Annotated in this window: 18 protein-coding genes; 5 read left to right on the top strand and 13 right to left on the bottom strand. The window is 59.7% G+C overall.

Annotated elements, in window-relative coordinates:
- The first annotated feature begins 179 nt into the window (after window positions 1-179).
- The 5 genes from X265_RS06115 to X265_RS06095 all read left to right on the top strand — a co-directional run bounded on the left by X265_RS06115 (window position 180) and on the right by X265_RS06095 (window position 6,114).
- Complete coding sequence (locus tag X265_RS06115; protein ID WP_006018744.1) at window positions 180-1,427, top strand: CaiB/BaiF CoA transferase family protein; 1,248 nt, start codon at window positions 180-182, stop codon at window positions 1,425-1,427.
- Window positions 1,428-1,735: 308 nt separating this feature from the next.
- The gene (locus tag X265_RS06110; RefSeq protein ID WP_006018742.1) at window positions 1,736-3,328 is read left to right on the top strand and encodes a GMC family oxidoreductase; all 1,593 of its coding nucleotides are present in this window, start codon (window positions 1,736-1,738) and stop codon (window positions 3,326-3,328) included.
- Window positions 3,329-3,658: 330 nt separating this feature from the next.
- A complete protein-coding gene (locus tag X265_RS06105; protein WP_013500406.1) occupies window positions 3,659-4,387 on the top strand; it encodes a LuxR family transcriptional regulator in 729 nt (242 codons plus the stop codon).
- A gap of 81 nt (window positions 4,388-4,468) precedes the next feature.
- Window positions 4,469-5,098 carry an acyl-homoserine-lactone synthase gene (locus tag X265_RS06100; RefSeq protein WP_006018740.1) on the top strand — a complete coding sequence of 210 codons (630 nt, stop codon included), beginning with the start codon at window positions 4,469-4,471 and terminating at the stop codon, window positions 5,096-5,098.
- Window positions 5,099-5,157: 59 nt separating this feature from the next.
- The gene (locus tag X265_RS06095) at window positions 5,158-6,114 is read left to right on the top strand and encodes a LysR family transcriptional regulator (RefSeq protein ID WP_013500405.1); all 957 of its coding nucleotides are present in this window, start codon (window positions 5,158-5,160) and stop codon (window positions 6,112-6,114) included.
- Here X265_RS06095 and X265_RS06090 read toward each other — a convergent pair.
- The 13 genes from X265_RS06090 to X265_RS06030 form a co-directional block, all read right to left on the bottom strand.
- On the bottom strand, window positions 6,087-6,326 hold the full coding sequence (locus X265_RS06090; RefSeq protein ID WP_006018738.1) for a DUF2274 domain-containing protein: 240 nt from the start codon (window positions 6,324-6,326) through the stop codon (window positions 6,087-6,089). The genes X265_RS06095 and X265_RS06090 overlap by 28 nt on opposite strands.
- A gap of 8 nt (window positions 6,327-6,334) precedes the next feature.
- Complete coding sequence (locus tag X265_RS06085; protein ID WP_006018737.1) at window positions 6,335-7,546, bottom strand: TraB/TrbI/VirB10 family type IV secretion system protein; 1,212 nt, start codon at window positions 7,544-7,546, stop codon at window positions 6,335-6,337.
- Complete coding sequence (trbG, locus tag X265_RS06080) at window positions 7,543-8,577, bottom strand: P-type conjugative transfer protein TrbG (protein WP_006018736.1); 1,035 nt, start codon at window positions 8,575-8,577, stop codon at window positions 7,543-7,545. The genes X265_RS06085 and trbG overlap by 4 nt, the downstream gene beginning before the upstream one ends.
- Window positions 8,574-9,257, bottom strand: a complete 684-nt coding sequence (trbF, locus tag X265_RS06075) for a conjugal transfer protein TrbF (protein WP_006018735.1) — start codon at window positions 9,255-9,257, stop codon at window positions 8,574-8,576. Before trbF ends, trbG begins: the two co-directional genes overlap by 4 nt.
- Before the next feature lie 100 nt (window positions 9,258-9,357).
- Entirely contained in the window at window positions 9,358-10,581 is a 1,224-nt protein-coding gene (gene trbL, locus X265_RS06070) for a P-type conjugative transfer protein TrbL (protein WP_006018734.1), read from the bottom strand.
- Window positions 10,578-10,898, bottom strand: coding sequence for a putative entry exclusion protein TrbK-alt (trbK-alt, locus tag X265_RS06065; protein WP_347339907.1), 321 nt, complete (start codon window positions 10,896-10,898; stop codon window positions 10,578-10,580). Before trbK-alt ends, trbL begins: the two co-directional genes overlap by 4 nt.
- 50 nt (window positions 10,899-10,948) lie before the next feature.
- Window positions 10,949-11,677 carry a P-type conjugative transfer protein TrbJ gene (trbJ, locus tag X265_RS06060; protein ID WP_006018732.1) on the bottom strand — a complete coding sequence of 243 codons (729 nt, stop codon included), beginning with the start codon at window positions 11,675-11,677 and terminating at the stop codon, window positions 10,949-10,951.
- The gene (trbE, locus tag X265_RS06055) at window positions 11,674-14,115 is read right to left on the bottom strand and encodes a conjugal transfer protein TrbE (protein ID WP_006018731.1); all 2,442 of its coding nucleotides are present in this window, start codon (window positions 14,113-14,115) and stop codon (window positions 11,674-11,676) included. Before trbE ends, trbJ begins: the two co-directional genes overlap by 4 nt.
- Before the next feature lie 10 nt (window positions 14,116-14,125).
- Window positions 14,126-14,389: a VirB3 family type IV secretion system protein gene (locus X265_RS06050; protein WP_006018730.1), complete on the bottom strand. Its 264-nt coding sequence runs from the start codon at window positions 14,387-14,389 to the stop codon at window positions 14,126-14,128.
- Window positions 14,389-14,712: a TrbC/VirB2 family type IV secretion system protein gene (locus X265_RS06045; RefSeq protein ID WP_006018729.1), complete on the bottom strand. Its 324-nt coding sequence runs from the start codon at window positions 14,710-14,712 to the stop codon at window positions 14,389-14,391. Before X265_RS06045 ends, X265_RS06050 begins: the two co-directional genes overlap by 1 nt.
- 1 nt (window position 14,713) lies before the next feature.
- A complete protein-coding gene (gene trbB, locus X265_RS06040) occupies window positions 14,714-15,628 on the bottom strand; it encodes a P-type conjugative transfer ATPase TrbB (RefSeq protein ID WP_006018728.1) in 915 nt (304 codons plus the stop codon).
- 228 nt (window positions 15,629-15,856) lie between these two features.
- Window positions 15,857-17,185 (bottom strand): MFS transporter, encoded by a 1,329-nt coding sequence (locus X265_RS06035; RefSeq protein ID WP_006018727.1) that lies wholly within the window; start codon window positions 17,183-17,185, stop codon window positions 15,857-15,859.
- 133 nt (window positions 17,186-17,318) lie between these two features.
- Window positions 17,319-17,744 carry a ribbon-helix-helix domain-containing protein gene (locus X265_RS06030; RefSeq protein ID WP_006018726.1) on the bottom strand — a complete coding sequence of 142 codons (426 nt, stop codon included), beginning with the start codon at window positions 17,742-17,744 and terminating at the stop codon, window positions 17,319-17,321.
- Between the last annotated feature and the right edge of the window lie 4 nt (window positions 17,745-17,748).

The raw sequence follows: 17,748 nt of genomic DNA, 5'->3' as shown, positions 1-17,748 counted from the left end.
ACCTTCACGTTCTTCCCGGTATTTTCATTAATTGGTTAAACCAATTTGGCAGGACCGTATGTCGCGTGATGCGCGGTGTCAAGCAGCATTTGGTTTGACCAATCTGGTCGCTCCACATATAGTTAGTGCGGCCTCGCACGGCGCGCGGCTATTTGACCCGCAGACTTCAAGGAAGCGTGATGGCTGGACCGTTGGCAGGTTATCGAGTGCTGGATCTTTCGAGAATCCTCGCGGGGCCTTGGTTAGCGCAGTTGCTGTCTGATCTAGGAGCCGAGGTTTGGAAGATCGAACGCCCTGGCACCGGCGACGATACGCGGCAGTGGGGCCCGCCCTTTCTGCGGAAAGACGGTGGAATTGATACGACCGAAAGCGCGTATTTCCTGAGCGCCAATCGCGGCAAGCATTCGATATGCGTCGATATATCGACTGACGAGGGTAGCGCCATTGTGCGCGCACTTGCCCAGCAAGCCGATCTCGTGATCGAGAACTACAAGGTCGGCGACATGGCGCGTTACGGCCTCGACTACGAGGCGCTTAAAAGGGTCAAGCCTGACATCATTTACTGTTCCATCACCGGCTATGGCCAGACCGGCCCGATGAAGGACGTCGCAGGATACGATATGGCCATTCAGGCCATCGGCGGCCTGATGAGCATTACCGGAGAGAGTGATGACAAGCCAGGCGGGGGTCCGCAGAAGGTCGGGGTTCCGATCGTCGATATTCTCACTGGCATGTATAGCGCCGCCGGCGTCATCTCCGCATTACTGCATCGCGAACGCACCGGAGAAGGACAGCATATCGACATGGCACTGCTGGACGTCCAGGTCGCGGTTCTCGCCAACCAAAATTTGAATTTCCTCACGACCGGCACGCCGCCGAAACGGTTCGGCAACGCGCATCCAAACATCGTTCCATATCAGGTCTTCAGAACCAGCGACGGTTCCTTCGTGCTCGCCGTTGGTAATGATCAGCAATTCCGGAAGTTCTGTGCAGCTACTGGTTTAAGCGGCCTGGCAACCGATAGCCGTTTCGTCACTAACACCGACCGGCTTAAGAATCGTGATCAACTCATCCCCCTACTCGATGCGCATCTGATACAGCAGACGACCCAGCATTGGATTTCCATTCTGGAGCCCGTGGGCGTGCCTTGCGCACCGATCAACCGGCTGGATCAGGTGTTCGCTCACCCTCAGGTTATCCATCGGGAGATGCAGGTCAATCTTCCTCATTCTTCCGGAACAACAGCCCCTCTCGTCGCCAATCCGATAAAGTTTTCCGGAACGAAGATCGAATATGCCAAAGGACCGCCGCGGCGAGGCGAGGATACTGCAAACATCCTCAAGTCGATACTGAAGTACGACTCGGCGGCCATCCAAGATCTAAGTGAGCGACGGATCATCGATATCGGACGTCCCGAAGTCGGCTAGGGGCCAAGAGCCCATATCACTCGTCGAATCGTCTCTTGGTCCGGCTGGATGGCAGGTTTGGCAGGAGCGAGCAGCAAAACGGCGAGCCCTGCGCCGAGGAGCAGGAACGCGGCCACGATCCTCCGGTATTGAAACATGAGACGAGCTCTCCGTTGACTACCAGGCCTTCGTCGCTATAATTGGATCGACCTGATTGGTAGGACCAATTATAGTTTGGCGATGGCTTTTGCAAGTCGGGAAGGCCTGACCTTGGCGAAACTGGTCGCAAAAACGAACCGATCGTCGGCTTTTGAAATAGGGGACGGAGGATGAAGCTCTCGAAATACGATTATATCGTTGTCGGCGCAGGATCGGCAGGATGCGTGCTCGCCGCTCGATTGAGCGAAGATCCCAACGTCAAGGTGTTGCTGCTCGAGGCCGGACGTCCCTCTTCTTCAATCTTCGTTCACATGCCGGCGGGCATTCGCGTGCTCTACACGAGTCCGAAGCATAACTGGCAATTTTGGACCGAACCGCAGACCGAACTCAACAATCGCAAGATCTATATTCCCCGTGGCAAGGTGGTGGGAGGGTCGTCCGCCATCAACTCCATGATTGCGATCCGGGGAAATCCTCAGGATTACGACTCATGGGAAGCGCAAGGCTGTCGTGGGTGGGGGTACGAAAACCTCCGCCCCTACCTTAGAAAAATCGAGGACGCCGCCCAGGTAACGTCCCAGCCCGATCAGGACCGAGGTTATTCGGGTCCGATCCGACTTTCTTATGGCGTGTTGCAGCATCCAATCTCGAAGGCATTTATTGAGAGCGCCAAGTCGGCAGGCCTCCCCGAGAACAACGGCTTCAATGGTCCGTCTCAGATGGGCGCAGGCTTCTACGAACTTACGATTTCAGACGGCAAGCGTTCAGGTGCTTTCAAGTTTCTCGACCAGGGGAAAGGACGAAGCAATCTGACCATCATGGCCAACACTCAGGTTCGGCGCCTCGCGGTCGAAGGCACGCGCGTTCGGGGTGTTGTCATTGACCACAACGGGCGTGAGGTCACCGTTTCGGCCGAACGAGAAGTCTTGCTGACTTCCGGGGCCATTGGTTCGCCGCAATTACTGATGCTGTCAGGAATTGGACCGGCCGATCACCTCCGTTCACTCGGCATCAAGCCGGTGCTCGATTCCGCCGGCGTTGGAAGCAATCTGCAAGATCATTTGGATTGCGCAATTCGATTGGAGGCGTCGCAGCCGATCACACTGACGCCGTACATCGGATTGTTCAGAGGTGCCTTGGCCGGCGCACAATATATGCTCCGAGGCACGGGGCCCGGCACCTCACAGGGGGTCGAAGCCGGAGCCTTCTGGGGGCCCGATAAAACCTCATCGTGGCCTGAGTGGCAGGCTCATCTCATCGTCGCGCTGCGAAACCCGCCGCAGGGCGAGCGCGTCCCGCACGGCTTTGCCATTCGCGTATGCCAGCTTCGTCCGAAGAGTCGTGGAACGCTGCGCCTGCGGTCGGCCGATCCCTTCGTCGCGCCGGCGATCGACCCCCGCTTTCTATCCGATGAAAGTGATTTCGTCAGCATGCAAGAAGGCGTTCGGCAGATGTGCGAGATCATCGATCAGCCGGCGCTCCGAAAACACATTAAGCGCAAACTCGATATCGATCCGTTTACCAGCACGGAATCCCGCAAAAAGTGGATACGAGCCCGCGCAGAAACGATCTACCACCCGGTCGGAACATGTCGCATGGGTGAGGATCGCGACGCCGTGGTCGATAGCAAGCTTCGGGTTCGGGGCATCGACAATCTACGCGTTATCGACGGTTCACTTATGCCGACCGTGATCAGCGGAAACACCAATCTGCCGATCATGGCTATGGCGGAGAAAGCTGCAGAGTTGATTGCCGGGAAGTGACCCAATGTTCTCTCCCTCAATGGCAGGAACAATCTGAAACCCTGCCTTTCATCGCACAGGCCATCGCTTGATTTCCCGTGGTCCCGCTCGTTGTCGGCGGTCTGACGCGAAGGTGTCAGTAAATGGCAGCAAGCGCCTGAGGGCGTCCTCCCTAGACTGCCCGGGGTCCGATGACGGGTCCCGGGCTTCTTTTATGGATTTGAGTACCCTTTTGGACATCACCCGCAATCGTCAACGATGTCCGTGCTGCTCTGACCGTTCGATAAGGAAGGTTTAACCGGGACAGCCGTGCCGGAGATCAAGTACCGACGCCACCTAACCTAGCTCGACATGCATCGCATATTTCAAGACTTCATTGATCATCTTTCGAGCGCTGAAGATCAAGCAGAGCTTTCGGGAGCCATGGCCGTCACAGCCGCGGCTCTCGACCTGTCTTGCTTTGCGTACCTCGCGCTACCGCAAAAGCTCGATGGGACACCCCGTCTTATGTCGACATACCCAAAGGAGTGGACTTCACACTACCTAAGGAGCCACTACGAACGGATCGATCCGGTTATCATGCAGGCGCTACGGGACACCGAGCCGTTTCGCTGGGGAATCGGATCGACCGAACGATATCTTTCGCCGGCACAGAAGCGGTTGCTGGACGAAGCCTCCCAATATGGCATTCGGCTAGGATTCACCGTTCCTATCCATGACGGACACGGCCCCGTTGCCGCCGTCACCTTTGCCGGCAACCAACGGGAAGCTCAATTCGAACGCTTCGTCACGTCGAACCCTCGAATGCTTCAGTTGATGGCGATGTTCTTCCACTCACACGTTCGCCGCAAACTCGCGAGCGATCTTCGTGTTGATGGAGCAGCTTTGTCCGCCCGCGAGTTCGAATGTCTGGAGTGGGCCGCCCGCGGCAAGAGCGCTTGGGACATCGGACGCATTCTGGGAATATCGCATCACACTGCTATCTCTTACCTGAACAACGCGAAAGCAAAATTGGGAGTGCGAACCGTTGTTCAAGCGGCACTACGCGTGGCCGCTGCCAAACGAGAACAGCAAAACTAAGGCGAACTCCTCCCACAACTAGGGGTGATGCTTCTTAGCGTAACTTCGCCTCAAAGAATCATGGCAACCTTGGAGGATGTCATGATTCAGCTCATCACGGAGCCTTGGTACGGCGAATTCTCCCATACGCTCTTTGCAATACACCAACTACGACATCGCGTCTTCAAGGTCCGGATGGACTGGGACGTTCAAATTAGCGGCGACATGGAAGTTGACAAGTTCGACTCGTTGCATCCGGCATACCTCGCCCAACTCTCGGACGACGGCCGGGTACAAGGCTGCGTCCGCCTGCTTCCAACCAAGGGACCGACGATGCTCCGCGACACATTTCCCGCGCTTCTGAATGGTCAGCCGATGCCCATGAGTCCGCAGATATGGGAAAGCAGCCGCTTTGCGATCGACGCTAGACTCGACACACCAAAAGGAGAACACGGAATAGCTTGTGCCACCTACGAGTTGTTTGCTGGCATGGTGGAATTTGGGCTTTCGCGGCATCTGAGCGATATTGTTACCGTTACCGACGCCCGAATGGAAAGGATCCTGCGGCGCGCTGGGTGGCCGCTACGTCGAATCGGCGCTCCCTCTAAGATTGGGAACACTCTCGCCGTCGCTGGATATCTGGATATCTCCAGTGCGGCGCTCGCGAAACTCCGTGGGGCAGGCGGACTTTCCGGGCCAGTGCTCTGGGCGCCTGTATTGCGCGTCGCCTAGAACGGTCGCACAGCGGACCCCTGGGACGCAGTTTCGCCTACTGACGGGCTACAGGCATGATGGAAATCAACAACATTGACAACCAGCAGCGCACGACCGGAATGCCCGTCATCGGCCTGCGCCTGCTTCGGTTTGCAGTCGTTGCCAACGACTGTGGAAGTCTTCGGCAAGCCGCTGAATTACTTTCCATTCCACATTCTGTCGTGAGCCGCTCCATTGGCCAACTCGAGCGCCTAGTCGGGACCAGCTTGTTTGAGCGGTCGACCGCGGGAGTCCAGCCAACACTTGCTGGTAAAGTAGTCGTGCGGATCGCAAGAATGGTGCTGGAGCAGGTTGATACACTCGTTGCAACCGGCAGATCAATTGGTCGTGGCGAAACTGGCCACCTTTCGGTCGGCTTCTGCACGTCGATTTCAGCAGGCAATCTGCGGACTACCCTCCTCGACTTTAGAACGAGATTTCCTCGGATCGAACTCGCTATAGCCGAACGGCCGCGCACTTTGCTTATGAACGCGCTCCGGAGCGGAACACTCGACGTTCTCATCGTTACGAGCGACACGCCATCATCGGACAACAAGACGCTCAGGGTCTGGAGCGAACGCGTCCTCGTTGCATTGCCTGAGGATCACCCTTTGGCGGCGCGCGACGCGGTTTATTGGACCGATCTTCGCGACGAAACCGTACTACTAAGCCATCACGATTCCAGCCGCGAGTTTGAAGATCTCATCATATCGAAATTTGTATCTACGGACGATCGGCCCAAGATCGACCGACACGACGTCAGCCGAAGCATGATCAAGGGTCTCGTCAGTATGAAACTAGGCATTAGCCTCGTCATGGAGTCCGATATGGGCGCGAGTTTCGCCGGACTGAAATATCGCGAACTACGGGACGGGACAGGATCAAGCCATATCGGCTTTTCTGCACACTGGTGCGCTGACAACGAGAATCCAGCCCTCAACCGCTTTCTCGAAATGCTGGCGGAGCGCTATTCCTCCCCATCTCTCGGCGATTGACACGCGCGTCGTAGACGGGCGAATCCTCGGTCAGCCGCCATGAACCGCGCCAGCATCGGCGCGATCAATTTTGTTGGATCGGCGCGCTGACCCGTTTCACGCGCGATTGCCTCCGCGTACGCAGCAAGGTCCCGGTGGACGGATGCAGGCAACTCCGCGGTCACCTTCACCGGCTTGTCGTCTGGGACGGCGGCGATCTTCAGCTTCGTCATTGAGGTTGTCATCCTGTGTAAGGCTCGAGGCGGAGATCCCGGTTGACGATGACACGAACCGGAAAACCCGGGCGGATCGTCAGGGTCGGCTGGATGTTGAGACTGCGCCGAACCACCTGTTGTCCGGTTTGATTCAGTGAGTCCGAGGCGCCGTGTCGCAAGGCCTGGATAATTGCGCTGTCGTTGCTGTTGGTGTCCGAGCCGGCACCCAGTTCGGTCCCGACCGCCAGAAACGTCGATAGGGCCGCAGCCTTGAACAGCTCACCCCAGTGATTGTCGACCTGGTCTTCGAGGCCTGCATACCCGGCAGCGTCAACGCCAGGCTGCCGCTCGAGAACGATAGAACGTCCGTTCGGCATGATCAGCCGGGTCCAGACGAGCAGGACGCGGGACTGGCCGAAAGTGACCTGGCTATCGTAGATGCCGATCAGACGCGCTCCCTGAGGCACAAGCAGAAAGCGGCCGGTCGGGGTATCAAAAACATTTTCGGTTACCTGCGCTGTAACCTGGCCCGGAAGGTCTGATCGGATCCCGGTGATCAGGGCACCCGGAATGACCGTCCCAGCCTGCACGACATACGGTGAGGCCGGCCTGGTGATGCGGTCAGGGCTTACCGTGCGACGGTCCACAGAGGCGTTGACGAAGGCAAGCTTCCGGTCCTGACCGTTTTGCACAGATCCATCGTCGCCGGTGCTCGTTGCGTTCGGTGGCACGACCCGCTCGCTTCCAACAGCCGCAGTCGCGGACGGACGCACTTCTCGTCCATTGGTCGAAGCGAACAGATGACTGATGCGGGCTGCTTCGGTCTCCTGATCCCGGCGCTGCTGGTCCGGATCAGCGCCGCTCGTCGGCGACTGGCCTTGAGCGGCAAGGATCGGTCGACCGAGGTCACCGGGGAGCGGCGGACCAAGCTGCGGGATTGGCTGGCGCGGAACGCCAGCATAGTCCTTCGGCAGGGTCGTAATGCCGTCGGCAACATTGTGATGGTCGGTGCTGTAAAGCTCATCGGCCGCCTGATTTCGAGCACGATTGCTCTGAAGTGACCACAACACTGCTCCGCCGATAACAAGCAGGGCAACCGCGCTCCCGCCAGCCAAGACCTTCCGCGACAACCGCGTCACGCGCGGATGCTCCGCTCTCAAGCGGAAACTTTCGGACTGCTCCGCTTGTGTCTCCGGCGGAACTGCTTGCTCGTGATCGTTTTCATTCCGGGTGTTCATGACGACGGTCTCCCGTCGGTCCTGACAATCCTGACCTTCTGCTGGTGCTCACCGCCGAGCCGGAGTTCGGCGGCCGCAAACAGCCGATCGACGATCAACACATTGCCGTAGGCGCGATAGTTGACGAGTTCTGTCTTGCCGTCTGGGCCGATGACAAAGAGCGGAGGCATTTCGCCCTGCACGATGCCGAGCGGGAATTCGACGTAGACCTTGCGGCCATCGTCATATGCGGCTAGCGGCCGCCAGGGAGGACTGTCGCCTTCGATGGAATAGCGGGAGATACGCTGCGCTGGGTCCGGAAGAACGGGCTTCAGAGCAGCTGAACGCGACCGTTCGCGTACCGTCTCAGGATAGTACCAAGCAACGGATGGCATGTACGGCCGCTCGCGAGAGCGGAGCTCAATCAGGTAGGTGCGCCGGTCAGTATTGACCACCAGGTTGGTCTCGATCGAGGCTCGGGTCGGCTTGACCAGGATATGGACGCGCCGTGTGTCGCCGCTCCCGCTCTCGGTATCGCCCACGACCCAGCGTACGGTATCTCCGGCCGCGATCGGCCCTGATCCCGTCAAAAGTTCTCCTTCCTCGAGCGCGATATCCGTGATCTGCCCCGGCGCGGCGTAAATCTGATAGAGCGCCCCAGGACTGTAGGCGTAGATTTGCGCTGCGTTGAAATACCCTCGCTTGCGCGGTTCGACCCGGGCCGCGCTATTTGCTGTCTCAACCCGGCTCACAGGTTCAGCGTCTTCCTTCCCTCCCGACTTGCCGCCGAGAGCCGGCTTCCAGAGGGGTGGAATGTGAAGCGGTCGCGATCTGTCGTCGAGAGCCACCGGCGTAGCCGGTAACGGAGGCACTTCGGCGTCATAGCTGATCTCCGGAGGAATGTAGGTCGCGCACCCACCGAGCGCCGAGGAACCAAGCAGGAGAGCAAACAAAACTGCTCGCTTCGCGGTCAAGAACGCGGGCCAAGTGGGACCGATCCCGCAGTCCGGGGCGGGGCGCTTCGAATAAACGTCAAACGGCGTCTTGGTCACTGACTCAACTCCTTTGACCAGTTGATGGCGCGGACGTAAACGCCAAGGGGATTCTTGCGCAGGCGTTCGGCATCGCGGGGCATCTCGATCACGATGGTGAGAATTGCGGTCCAGCGTTCGGTCGAGCTCAGCGAACCGTTGTCATAGGTGCGCTGGGTCCATGCGACCCGAAAGCTTTCCGACGACGCGCGAATGACGCTCGAGACGTCGACGGAGATTTGCGCCTTACCGAGCTTGGCAAAGGGGTCATTGTTCCGCGCGTAGTCGTTGAGCGCAGCGGCGCCGCGATCGGTCGTAAAATCATAGGCCCGGAGCCAGTTTTGGCGTAGAACGATGCCGTCGGCCGGCAGACCTCTGACATCCTCGATAAAGCGCGCCAGATGGTAGGCGATCTGCGCATCAGTCGGTTGATAGTCGAAGTTGGCCGGCGCAACCCTCTGGGCTTGGCCAAGATGGTCGACTTCGACCACCCAGGGCGTGATCGACCCATGGCTTGATTGCCAGACCAACCCACCAGCGAGACCGGCTGACAGTATGAGACAACCGAACGCCATCAGCCGCCAGTTTTTGGCTTGCACGCGGGCGGATCCAATGCGTTCGTCCCAAACTTGGGCTGCTTTTTGATAAGGCGTGATCGGTTCGGGCATGCGCCCGTAGTGAACTAATGGTCGTTTGATCATTGATGATTGCCCCTGAGATCAAGTGATCGGCTTTGAGCCGTGTAGTGTCTGGGTTTGAGGCGCTGCCGCGTGGCGGGTGGCGAAAGTGCGGTGATGCGTCTCAGCGCTCTCCTTCGGACAAATCGACGGAGGAGCCGCTGCCACCATGATCGCCCGAGCGGACGTGACCAGCAGCCGAGGCACCATGCCGAATAGTCTCGGCGCGCTTCATGCGGCGCGCCCAATCGGGCAGCCCTTCGGCCGAAGCGCTTGCGGCCTGCTCGCCAGCTTGCTCGCCCCCGAAGGCAGCCGCTGCACGACGCAATGGACTCATGGCAGCCGAGCTGCCCGCCTCAGCGACGCCAGCAAGGCCGCCGCTTCGATAGGCGGCTGACGCTCCCCTTATGACAGCGCCACCACCGCGCGCGGCGCCCGCAATCGCGCCGCCAGCGAGACCAACACCGCCGGCGGCAAGACCCGCGCCCGCCGCAACAATGCCACCGGCAGCAAGGCCTGTTCCAACCGCGGCACCGGCACCGAGCTGAGGCCCACCCGACACCAGGCCGTTGGCGATTCCAGGACCGAAGATGCCCAGGCCAAGCAAGGAGAGCGCCGCAAGGACCAGGGTCATCGCGTCTTCTATGGTCGGCTGATTGCCACCAAAGCCAGCGGTGAACTGCGAGAACAAAGTCGAGCCGATGCCGACGATGGCGGCCAGGACCAAGACCTTGATCCCTGAAGAGATGACGTTGCCCAAGACCCGCTCTGCCGCGAAGGCTGTCTTGCCAAACAACCCAAAGGGAATGAGCACGAAGCCGGCCAGCGTCGTGAGTTTGAACTCGATCAGGGTGACGAAGAGTTGGATCGCCAGAATGAAGAAGGCGAGCAGCACCACGATCCAGGCAAACAGGAGAACGACGATCTGGACGAAATTCTCGAAGAAACTGATGTAGCCCATCAGATTGGAGATCGAATCGAGCAGCGGTCGGCCAGCGTCAAGTCCGACTTGAGCGATCTTTCCCGGCCGAAGGAAGTCCGACGCGGAGAGACTTGCGCCTGATGCTTTTAGCCCAAGGCCGGCAAAGCTCTCGAAAACGATGCGTGCCAGACTGTTCCAATTACCGATTAGATAGGCAAAGACGCCTACAAAGAGCGTCTTCTTGACGAGGCGCGCGACGATGTCTTCGTCCGGCCCCCAACTCCAGAACAACGCAGCAAGCGTGATGTCGATCGCGGCAAGGGTCGTTGCGAGATAGCCGACGTCGCTACCGAGCAGGCCGAAGCCGTTGTCGATATATCGCGTGAACGTTTCCAGGAATTGGTCGATAATCCCCGTACCCGTCATGGCTTGCTCGCCTCAGGTGTCGCCGGTAGCAGATATCCCTGCGGGATCCGGCTCTGATCCTTTGGGGCCGGCGCCAACGCAGCGGCGGGTTCTTCTTGGCCACGAACCGCGGCACCAGATTTCTTGGCCAAGAAGCGTCGCCGGTTTTCGGCCCAGACCTGCCTGCAATGCTGATAACCTGCCGTTTCCTCCGCAGTGACGCTGCGGCAGCGTGCGAGGTCAGAGCTGGTTGCATCTGTCGTCTGCGCGGCCTTCGGCAGCGCGGGCTGCTCGTCACCACCGCGAAGCTGAATCGTGCAGGCAGTGACGACCAACACGCCGATTGTCGTAAGCAGCGACAACGCCTTGAATGCCCTTATGTCCGTCATCAGTGGAACATCTGTACGTTGGATGACTGATAGCCCTGTCCCGGAGTCAGGAACCGACGAAGCTGTTCTCGTCCCTGATCCTGGGCCGAGGCGCGCTGAGCCGCTTCAAGGCTCTGCGCCCGACCTTGCGCCGTCACGACGGCGGTGAGGTCGGCGAGCTGCTGCGCGTTCAGCGCGAGAATCTGATTGCCAGCCTGCGTTGCCTGCAGCGCGCCGCTGGCACCCTGGCTTGACGTTACGAGCGCGGATGTCTGGATGCGATTGGTGTCGAGGTTGCCAACAATGCCCGCCTGGACGCGAAGCGCGTCTTGCGTTGCGGCATAGGAATTCTGCCAACGTGACTGAGCGTTGGAGATCAGCAACTGGTTCGATTGGCTGCTGGTCGCTGGCGCGTAACTTGTCGAGAAGGCATGATCAATCTGCTGAACGTCGTAGGCGATCCGCTGGGCCTGGGCCAGCAATTGCTGGGTCCGCTGGATCGATGATTGCAGTTGCTGCAGCGATGAATACGGCAGGCTTGCCAAATTCCTTGCCTGATTGATCAGCATCTGTGCCTCGTTCTGCAACGAGGTGATCTGATTATTAACCTGCTGGAGCTCCCGCGCGGCCGTCAGGACATTCTGGACGTAGTTGGTGGGGTCAAAGACGATCAGCGCCCGTGCAGGCACCGTGACGCCAAGCAGCAGCGCGAAGGCGGCCGTGGTCGCCAATAGGCCAAGAGGTCTCATTGCGATTTCTCCAGATTGACGAGGTTGGGGATCAGGTCGAGGGCCCAGGCGACGCCGCGGTGCTGGAGCCAGGCGGGCACGAAGCCGTCAGGTCCATGTTCGGCAAGGAGCTGCGCGATGGCTGCCTGGTCTGTCTTGGAAGAGGCTGCGGTGAAGGCGAGCGCAACCTCACCAAGGCCAAGTTCGAACATCCGGTTGCCGCGACGAGACTGGCAATAGTAGTCGCGCTTTGGCGTTGCCCGGCTCAGAAGTTCGATCTGGCGATCGTTGAGTCCGAAGCGGCGGTAGATGGCGGTGATCTGCGGTTCGATCGCCCGTTCGTTCGGCAGCAACAGGCGCGTCGGGCAGCTTTCGATGATCGCCGGTGCTATCGCGGAGCCATCAATGTCAGAAAGCGACTGTGTGGCGAAGATGACGGACGCGTTCTTCTTCCGAAGCGTCTTCAGCCATTCCCGGAGTTGCCCCGCAAAATCCTCGTCATCGAGGGCAAGCCAACCTTCATCGACAATAAGGAGTGTAGGCCGGCCGTCGAGACGGCCCCCGATGCGATGGAAGAGGTACGACAGCACGGCCGGCGCAGCACCCGTTCCAATCAAACCTTCGGTCTCAAACGCCTGGACCGAGGCTTCGCCAAGGCGCTCGAATTCGGCGTCGAGCAAGCGCCCGGAAGGTCCGCCGAGGCAATAAGGTTGCAAGGCGCGTTTCAGAGAGTTCGATTGGAGCAGGACTGACAAGCCCGTCAGGGTCCGCTCCTCCCTCGGCGCCGAAGCGAGAGATGTCAGTGCCGACCACAGATGATCCTTGACCTCCGGGGTGATCTCGACCTTTTCCCGTGCCAGGATCGCGCCGATCCATTCCGTCGCCCATCCGCGCTCGGAAGGATCCTCAATCCAGGCCAGCGGCTGCAGGGCGACGGGGTTTTCGTCCCCGTCTGACAATGCACCGCCGAGATCATGCCAGTCGCCACCCATGGCGAGCGCAGCCGCCCGAATTGAACCGCCGAAGTCGAACGCAAAGACCTGAGAGTTCGGATAACGGCGGAATTGCAACGCCATCAGAGCCAGCAAAACGGATTTTCCGGCGCCGGTCGGGCCCACCACGAGGGTGTGGCCGACGTCGCCGACGTGGAGAGAGAATCGGAAGGGCGTCGATCCCTCAGTCTTGCCAAACAGGAGTGCCGGCGCCTTGAAGTGCAGATCCCTCGCCTCACCGGCCCACACGGCTGACATCGGAATCATATGGGCGAGGTTGAGCGTCGAGACCGGTGGCTGCCGCACATTCGCATAGACATGTCCCGGCAGGCTACCGAGCCAGGCTTCGACAGCGTTCACCGTCTCGATCATGCAGGTGAAATCGCGGCCCTGAATGACCTTCTCGACCAGCCTCAGCTTTTCATCGGCAGCGTTGGGATCTCGGTCCCACACAGTGAGGGTGGCCGTAACAAAGGCTTGTCCGATCTGATCCGACCCCAGTTCCTGCAACGCCGCGTCGGCGTCGATCGCCTTGTTGTGGGCGTCGGTATCGAGCAGCGTCGACGCCTCGTTGGTCATGACCTCCTTGAGAATGGCGCCAATGGATTTTCGCTTGGCGAACCACTGCCGCCGAATCTTGGTCAGCAGCTTGGTGGCATCGGTCTTGTCGAGCATGATTGCGCGCGTCGACCAACGATACGAGAATGCCAGGCGATTCAGGTCGTCCAGGACCCCCGGGGTCGTCGCGCCCGGAAAGCCGACAATCGTCAAGACCCGCACGTTCGCTGAACCCAGCATCGGCTCAAGCCCGCCGGTCAGTGGCTGGTCGGCCAAAAGCGCATCGATGTACATGGGAATTTCGGGCACGCGAACGCGGTGACGCTTAGTCGAGATCGTCGAGTGCAGATAGGTCAGCGTGGCCTGATCATCGAGCCAGGCGCAATCCGGCATGAACCCTTCGACGAGTTGCAGCACGCGGTTGGTTTGATCGATAAAGCCGCGCAACACCTCCCGGGCATCTGCTCCAACGGTGCGGTCGCGACCTTCATAGAGCAATCGCTCCGCCTTAGCCGCTCCCTCCTCCGGCGGCAGATAGAGGAAGGTCAGGAAATAACTGGACTCGTAGTGGGCACCTGCCTCCTCGAATTGCGCTCTGCGTTCGGCATCGACCAGCGCAGACGCGACATCCGGAAAGGTGTTTGGAGGATAAGCGCCCGCAGAATGACGCTGCGCCTCAACGAACACGGCCCAGCCGGATCCGAGGCGGCGCAAGGCGTTGTTCAGACGACCGGCGACGGCAACGAGTTCGGCCGGCACCGCGCTGTCGAGGTCAGGTCCCCGGAACTTTGCTGTCCGTTGGAAAGAACCATCCTTGTTCAGGATGATTCCCTCGTCGACGAGAGCTGCCCAGGGCAGGAAGTCGGCGAGACGCGCGTTGGAATGACGATATTCGGCAAGGTTCATCATGGCGGAGCGCTCAGGTGTTGAGGTGGCTGGGAATGCGCAGATGTCGGCGCACGACATCGACAAATGCGGGATCGCGCTTGGCGGCCCAGACGGCGGCCATGTGGCCGATGAACCAGAGGATGAGACCCGCGATCCAGAGCCGCAATCCAAGTCCAAGGGCCGCAGCAAGCGTGCCGTTCACGATCGCGACGGACCGCGGCGCGCCGCCCATCAGAATCGGCTCAGTGAGTGCGCGGTGAACGGGCACGACAAAACCTGTGACCGGTTCATCCATCAAACCACCACGCCGCCGCCGAAGGAGAAGAACGATAGGAAGAAGCTCGAGGCGGCAAATGCGATCGACAGGCCGAACACGATCTGGATCAGCCGGCGGAAACCACCCGACGAATCCCCGAACGCGAGCGTGAGCCCGGTCACGACGATGATGATGACCGCGATGATCTTGGCAACCGGACCTTCAACCGATTGCAGGATCTGATTGAGCGGCTGCTCCCATGGCATATTCGAACCAGCGGCCCATGCCGGCGCCGCCGCCAAAAGCACCGTGCCGAAGGCGGCCACCGATGCACCTCGAAGAAAACGAATTTGCTGACGCATGTCAGTCTCCTGCTGTTGAAAGGCTGTAGTCGCCGGCAGCTCCAAGCCCCCGGACGAGCGCGAGCTCAACGAGGCGACGATCAGCGCCACGCCCCGCCAGCACGGCGATAACGTTGATGGTCTCGGCGATCAGGGCACGCGGAACCGTGATGACGGCTTCCTGAATGAGTTGCTCAAGCCGCCGCAGGGCACCGAGCGCGGTACCAGCATGAATGGTCCCGATGCCACCGGGATGCCCGGTACCCCAGGCCTTGAGCAGATCGAGGGCTTCGGCACCGCGGACCTCGCCGACCGGAATACGGTCAGGACGCAGTCGCAGCGAGGAGCGAACGAGGTCCGATAGCGTCGCCACGCCATCGTTGGTACGCAAAGCGACAAGGTTGGGCGCTGTGCACTGCAGTTCGCGCGTATCTTCGATCAGCACGACCCGATCGGCAGTCTTTGCCACTTCGGCCAGGAGCGCATTTGTCAGAGTCGTCTTGCCGGTCGACGTTCCCCCGGCGACGAGGATGTTCTTCCGTGCGGCGACCGCGCTCTTCAGGATCTCGGCCTGCTCCGAGGTCATGATTTCCTTGGCGACGTAATCGTCGAGGGTAAACACCGCGACCGCTGGCTTGCGGATAGCAAAGGCCGGGGCGGCAACGACCGGAGGCAAAAGGCCTTCGAAGCGCTCACCAGTTCCAGGCAGTTCTGCCGAAACCCGTGGCGCCCCGGCATGCACCTCCGCACCTACGTGGTGCGCTACCAGGCGAACAATGCGCTCGCCATCCGCTGCGGAGAGAGTTTTGCCTGTGTCGATCAAGCCACTCGACAGCCTGTCGATCCACAACCGCCCATCCGGATTGAGCATCACCTCGATGATCGCTTCATCTTCGAGGTAGCCGGCAATCGCTGTGCCAAGCGCACTACGAAGCATGCGCGCGCCGCGCGAATTCGCTTCCGATTGAATGGAATGGCTTGGCACCGTCGTCCCCACCCAGTGAGAGCGTCCGCAAAGGGCCCTCAGATGGGATGATTAGAAAAAGCACCTATGGAGTTGGCGCAACAAGCGCTTTCGGTGATCGTAGACTGGCGTAGAAAAAGGAAGACTGAGAACTGATATTGGACTCCTGCTCAATCGTACCAGTCCGCTAAGAGCTATCGCTCACCACTCCGCGCCGTCGTCCGCGGGTATCAGGATGGGCGAATTCTCGTACAAGCCGACCGACTTGACACCATTGGAAACAGAGGCTGGCGTGGAGCGGGAAGTTAAACTCATCCATGAAGCGCAGACTCTACGCCAAGGCAGCGCGAACCAGACCAAGGCTGCGATCTGCAGCGCTACGTTGAGGCCGAACGCGACCTGATAGGCCTGGACGGACCTATGGCCATCGATCGTGTGCCATTGCTCCAGGATCAGGCCTGTCGCGTATTGTGCCAGAAATGCCCAACCAAAGTGCAGGACGTTCAAGACGCCGTTGGCACGACCAGCAAGCTCCGGCGGAAAGTAATCCGCTATTACCGCGAAGCTGACCACGGTTGCCGTTCCGGCAATTGCGACAACCGACCAGGGCAGGATGGACGGCAGGGGCGCTCGCAAGATCAAGGCTGAATCGGCTGCGATGAACAGCACTGCAACCACCACTAATATAGCCTCCGCTCCGATTCCTTTGCGTTTGATGTAATGGACGGCCATACCGAACAACCAGGCACCGCCGCTTAGTACGACGGACATTGTAAACAGCTGTCTGACGAGACTTGTGCGATCAAGCCTCTCCACGTCGATCAGCCACGGTGATGCCCACAGCCCCTGCAGAGACCAGGCTGATCCGACGCAAGTCGCCGACAACGGGGCCATTCGCCAGAAGCGCCGATCGCTGAAAACGGAGCTAAGAGTGGCGCAGGCTGCTGATGGGACAATGCCCCGCTCGGGAACCACGACATAGATGAAAATGGCCGTCGCGCCGGTCGCCGCCGCTAGGATCTCAAAGAGCTGCCGCCAGCTCATCCAAGCGAGTAGGTATTCTACGGGAACCGTAGCGGTCACCGCTCCTAGCGATCCCAGCATGATCATGTAGCCGTTAAGCAAGGCAACTCGTTCTCTGGGGAACCAAAGGACGATCGACTTCAGTCCTGCGGTCAACGCCGCCGCCACGCCAAGCCCGATCATTGCACGCGCGATCAAAAGCGACAGGAAACCGGTCGATATCGCGAAGAGTCCGGCGCCCGCTGCGGCTAGCAAGAGCAGAACACTCTGGACGCGACGCGGACCAAAGCGATCCAACAATATACCGACAGGGATCTGAGCCGCCGCGAATATCAGGAAATAGACTGACGTAAGCAACCCGAGGTCGGCAGTCCCGAGCGCGGTATCCGAGCTGAGATGACTGGCGATCAAAGCGTTGATCGTTCGATACAGATACGAAAGATAGTATCCAGCAGCAAACGGGAGAAAAACGCGCGAGATGAGACGCCATGTCCCGGAAATTTGCATGCTGGCCCTCTTGCTGTCAGCTCGTGCGAGCCGATAGCGCGACCAGCTTTTCGTCAGTTCGGGTAAATCCCTGCGGTCGTAGGGTGGCGTAGAATAAGAAGGATCCGCGAAATGGTCTGTCTACGTGGCTCTCTCAAGTTTCTTCGGCCGGTTCCTGACGACCGATGTCTTCTGGAATCTCCCGGAGAAAGCTTTGCCCCTTTTGCAAACGGCGCCCGAGTGCTTCGACAAATCCTTCAAAACGATCCCTGCCCTTTGCCTGCGCGGCAGCCTGTGCGTCGTTGGGTAGCGGCGGCGTGATCGTCAGCCAAAAGCGGATGAAGAGCGCCAAGCTTTCGGCCGTCAAGCCCACGTCGCGTTCCAGCCGCTGCATCTGGCGCGACAGCCGATCGAGGCGCCGGGTAAACGCCGCTTCTCGCCTGTCCGCTCCATCCGGGGACAGAAACGAAACAACTGCCGCTTCCACGATCGCCGACCGAGAAAGTCTTTTGCGATCGGCGAGCTCTGAGATCTGTTTCAGCAGTTCTGGCGGGAAGTAGACGTTCATCCGGTCGCGCATAATG

The sequence above is a fragment of the Bradyrhizobium guangdongense genome (assembly GCF_004114975.1).
Classification (GTDB): Bacteria; Pseudomonadota; Alphaproteobacteria; order Rhizobiales; family Xanthobacteraceae; genus Bradyrhizobium; species Bradyrhizobium guangdongense.
Note: the sequence above shows the minus strand (reverse complement) of the source record. Positions and strands in the feature narration are given on the sequence as shown.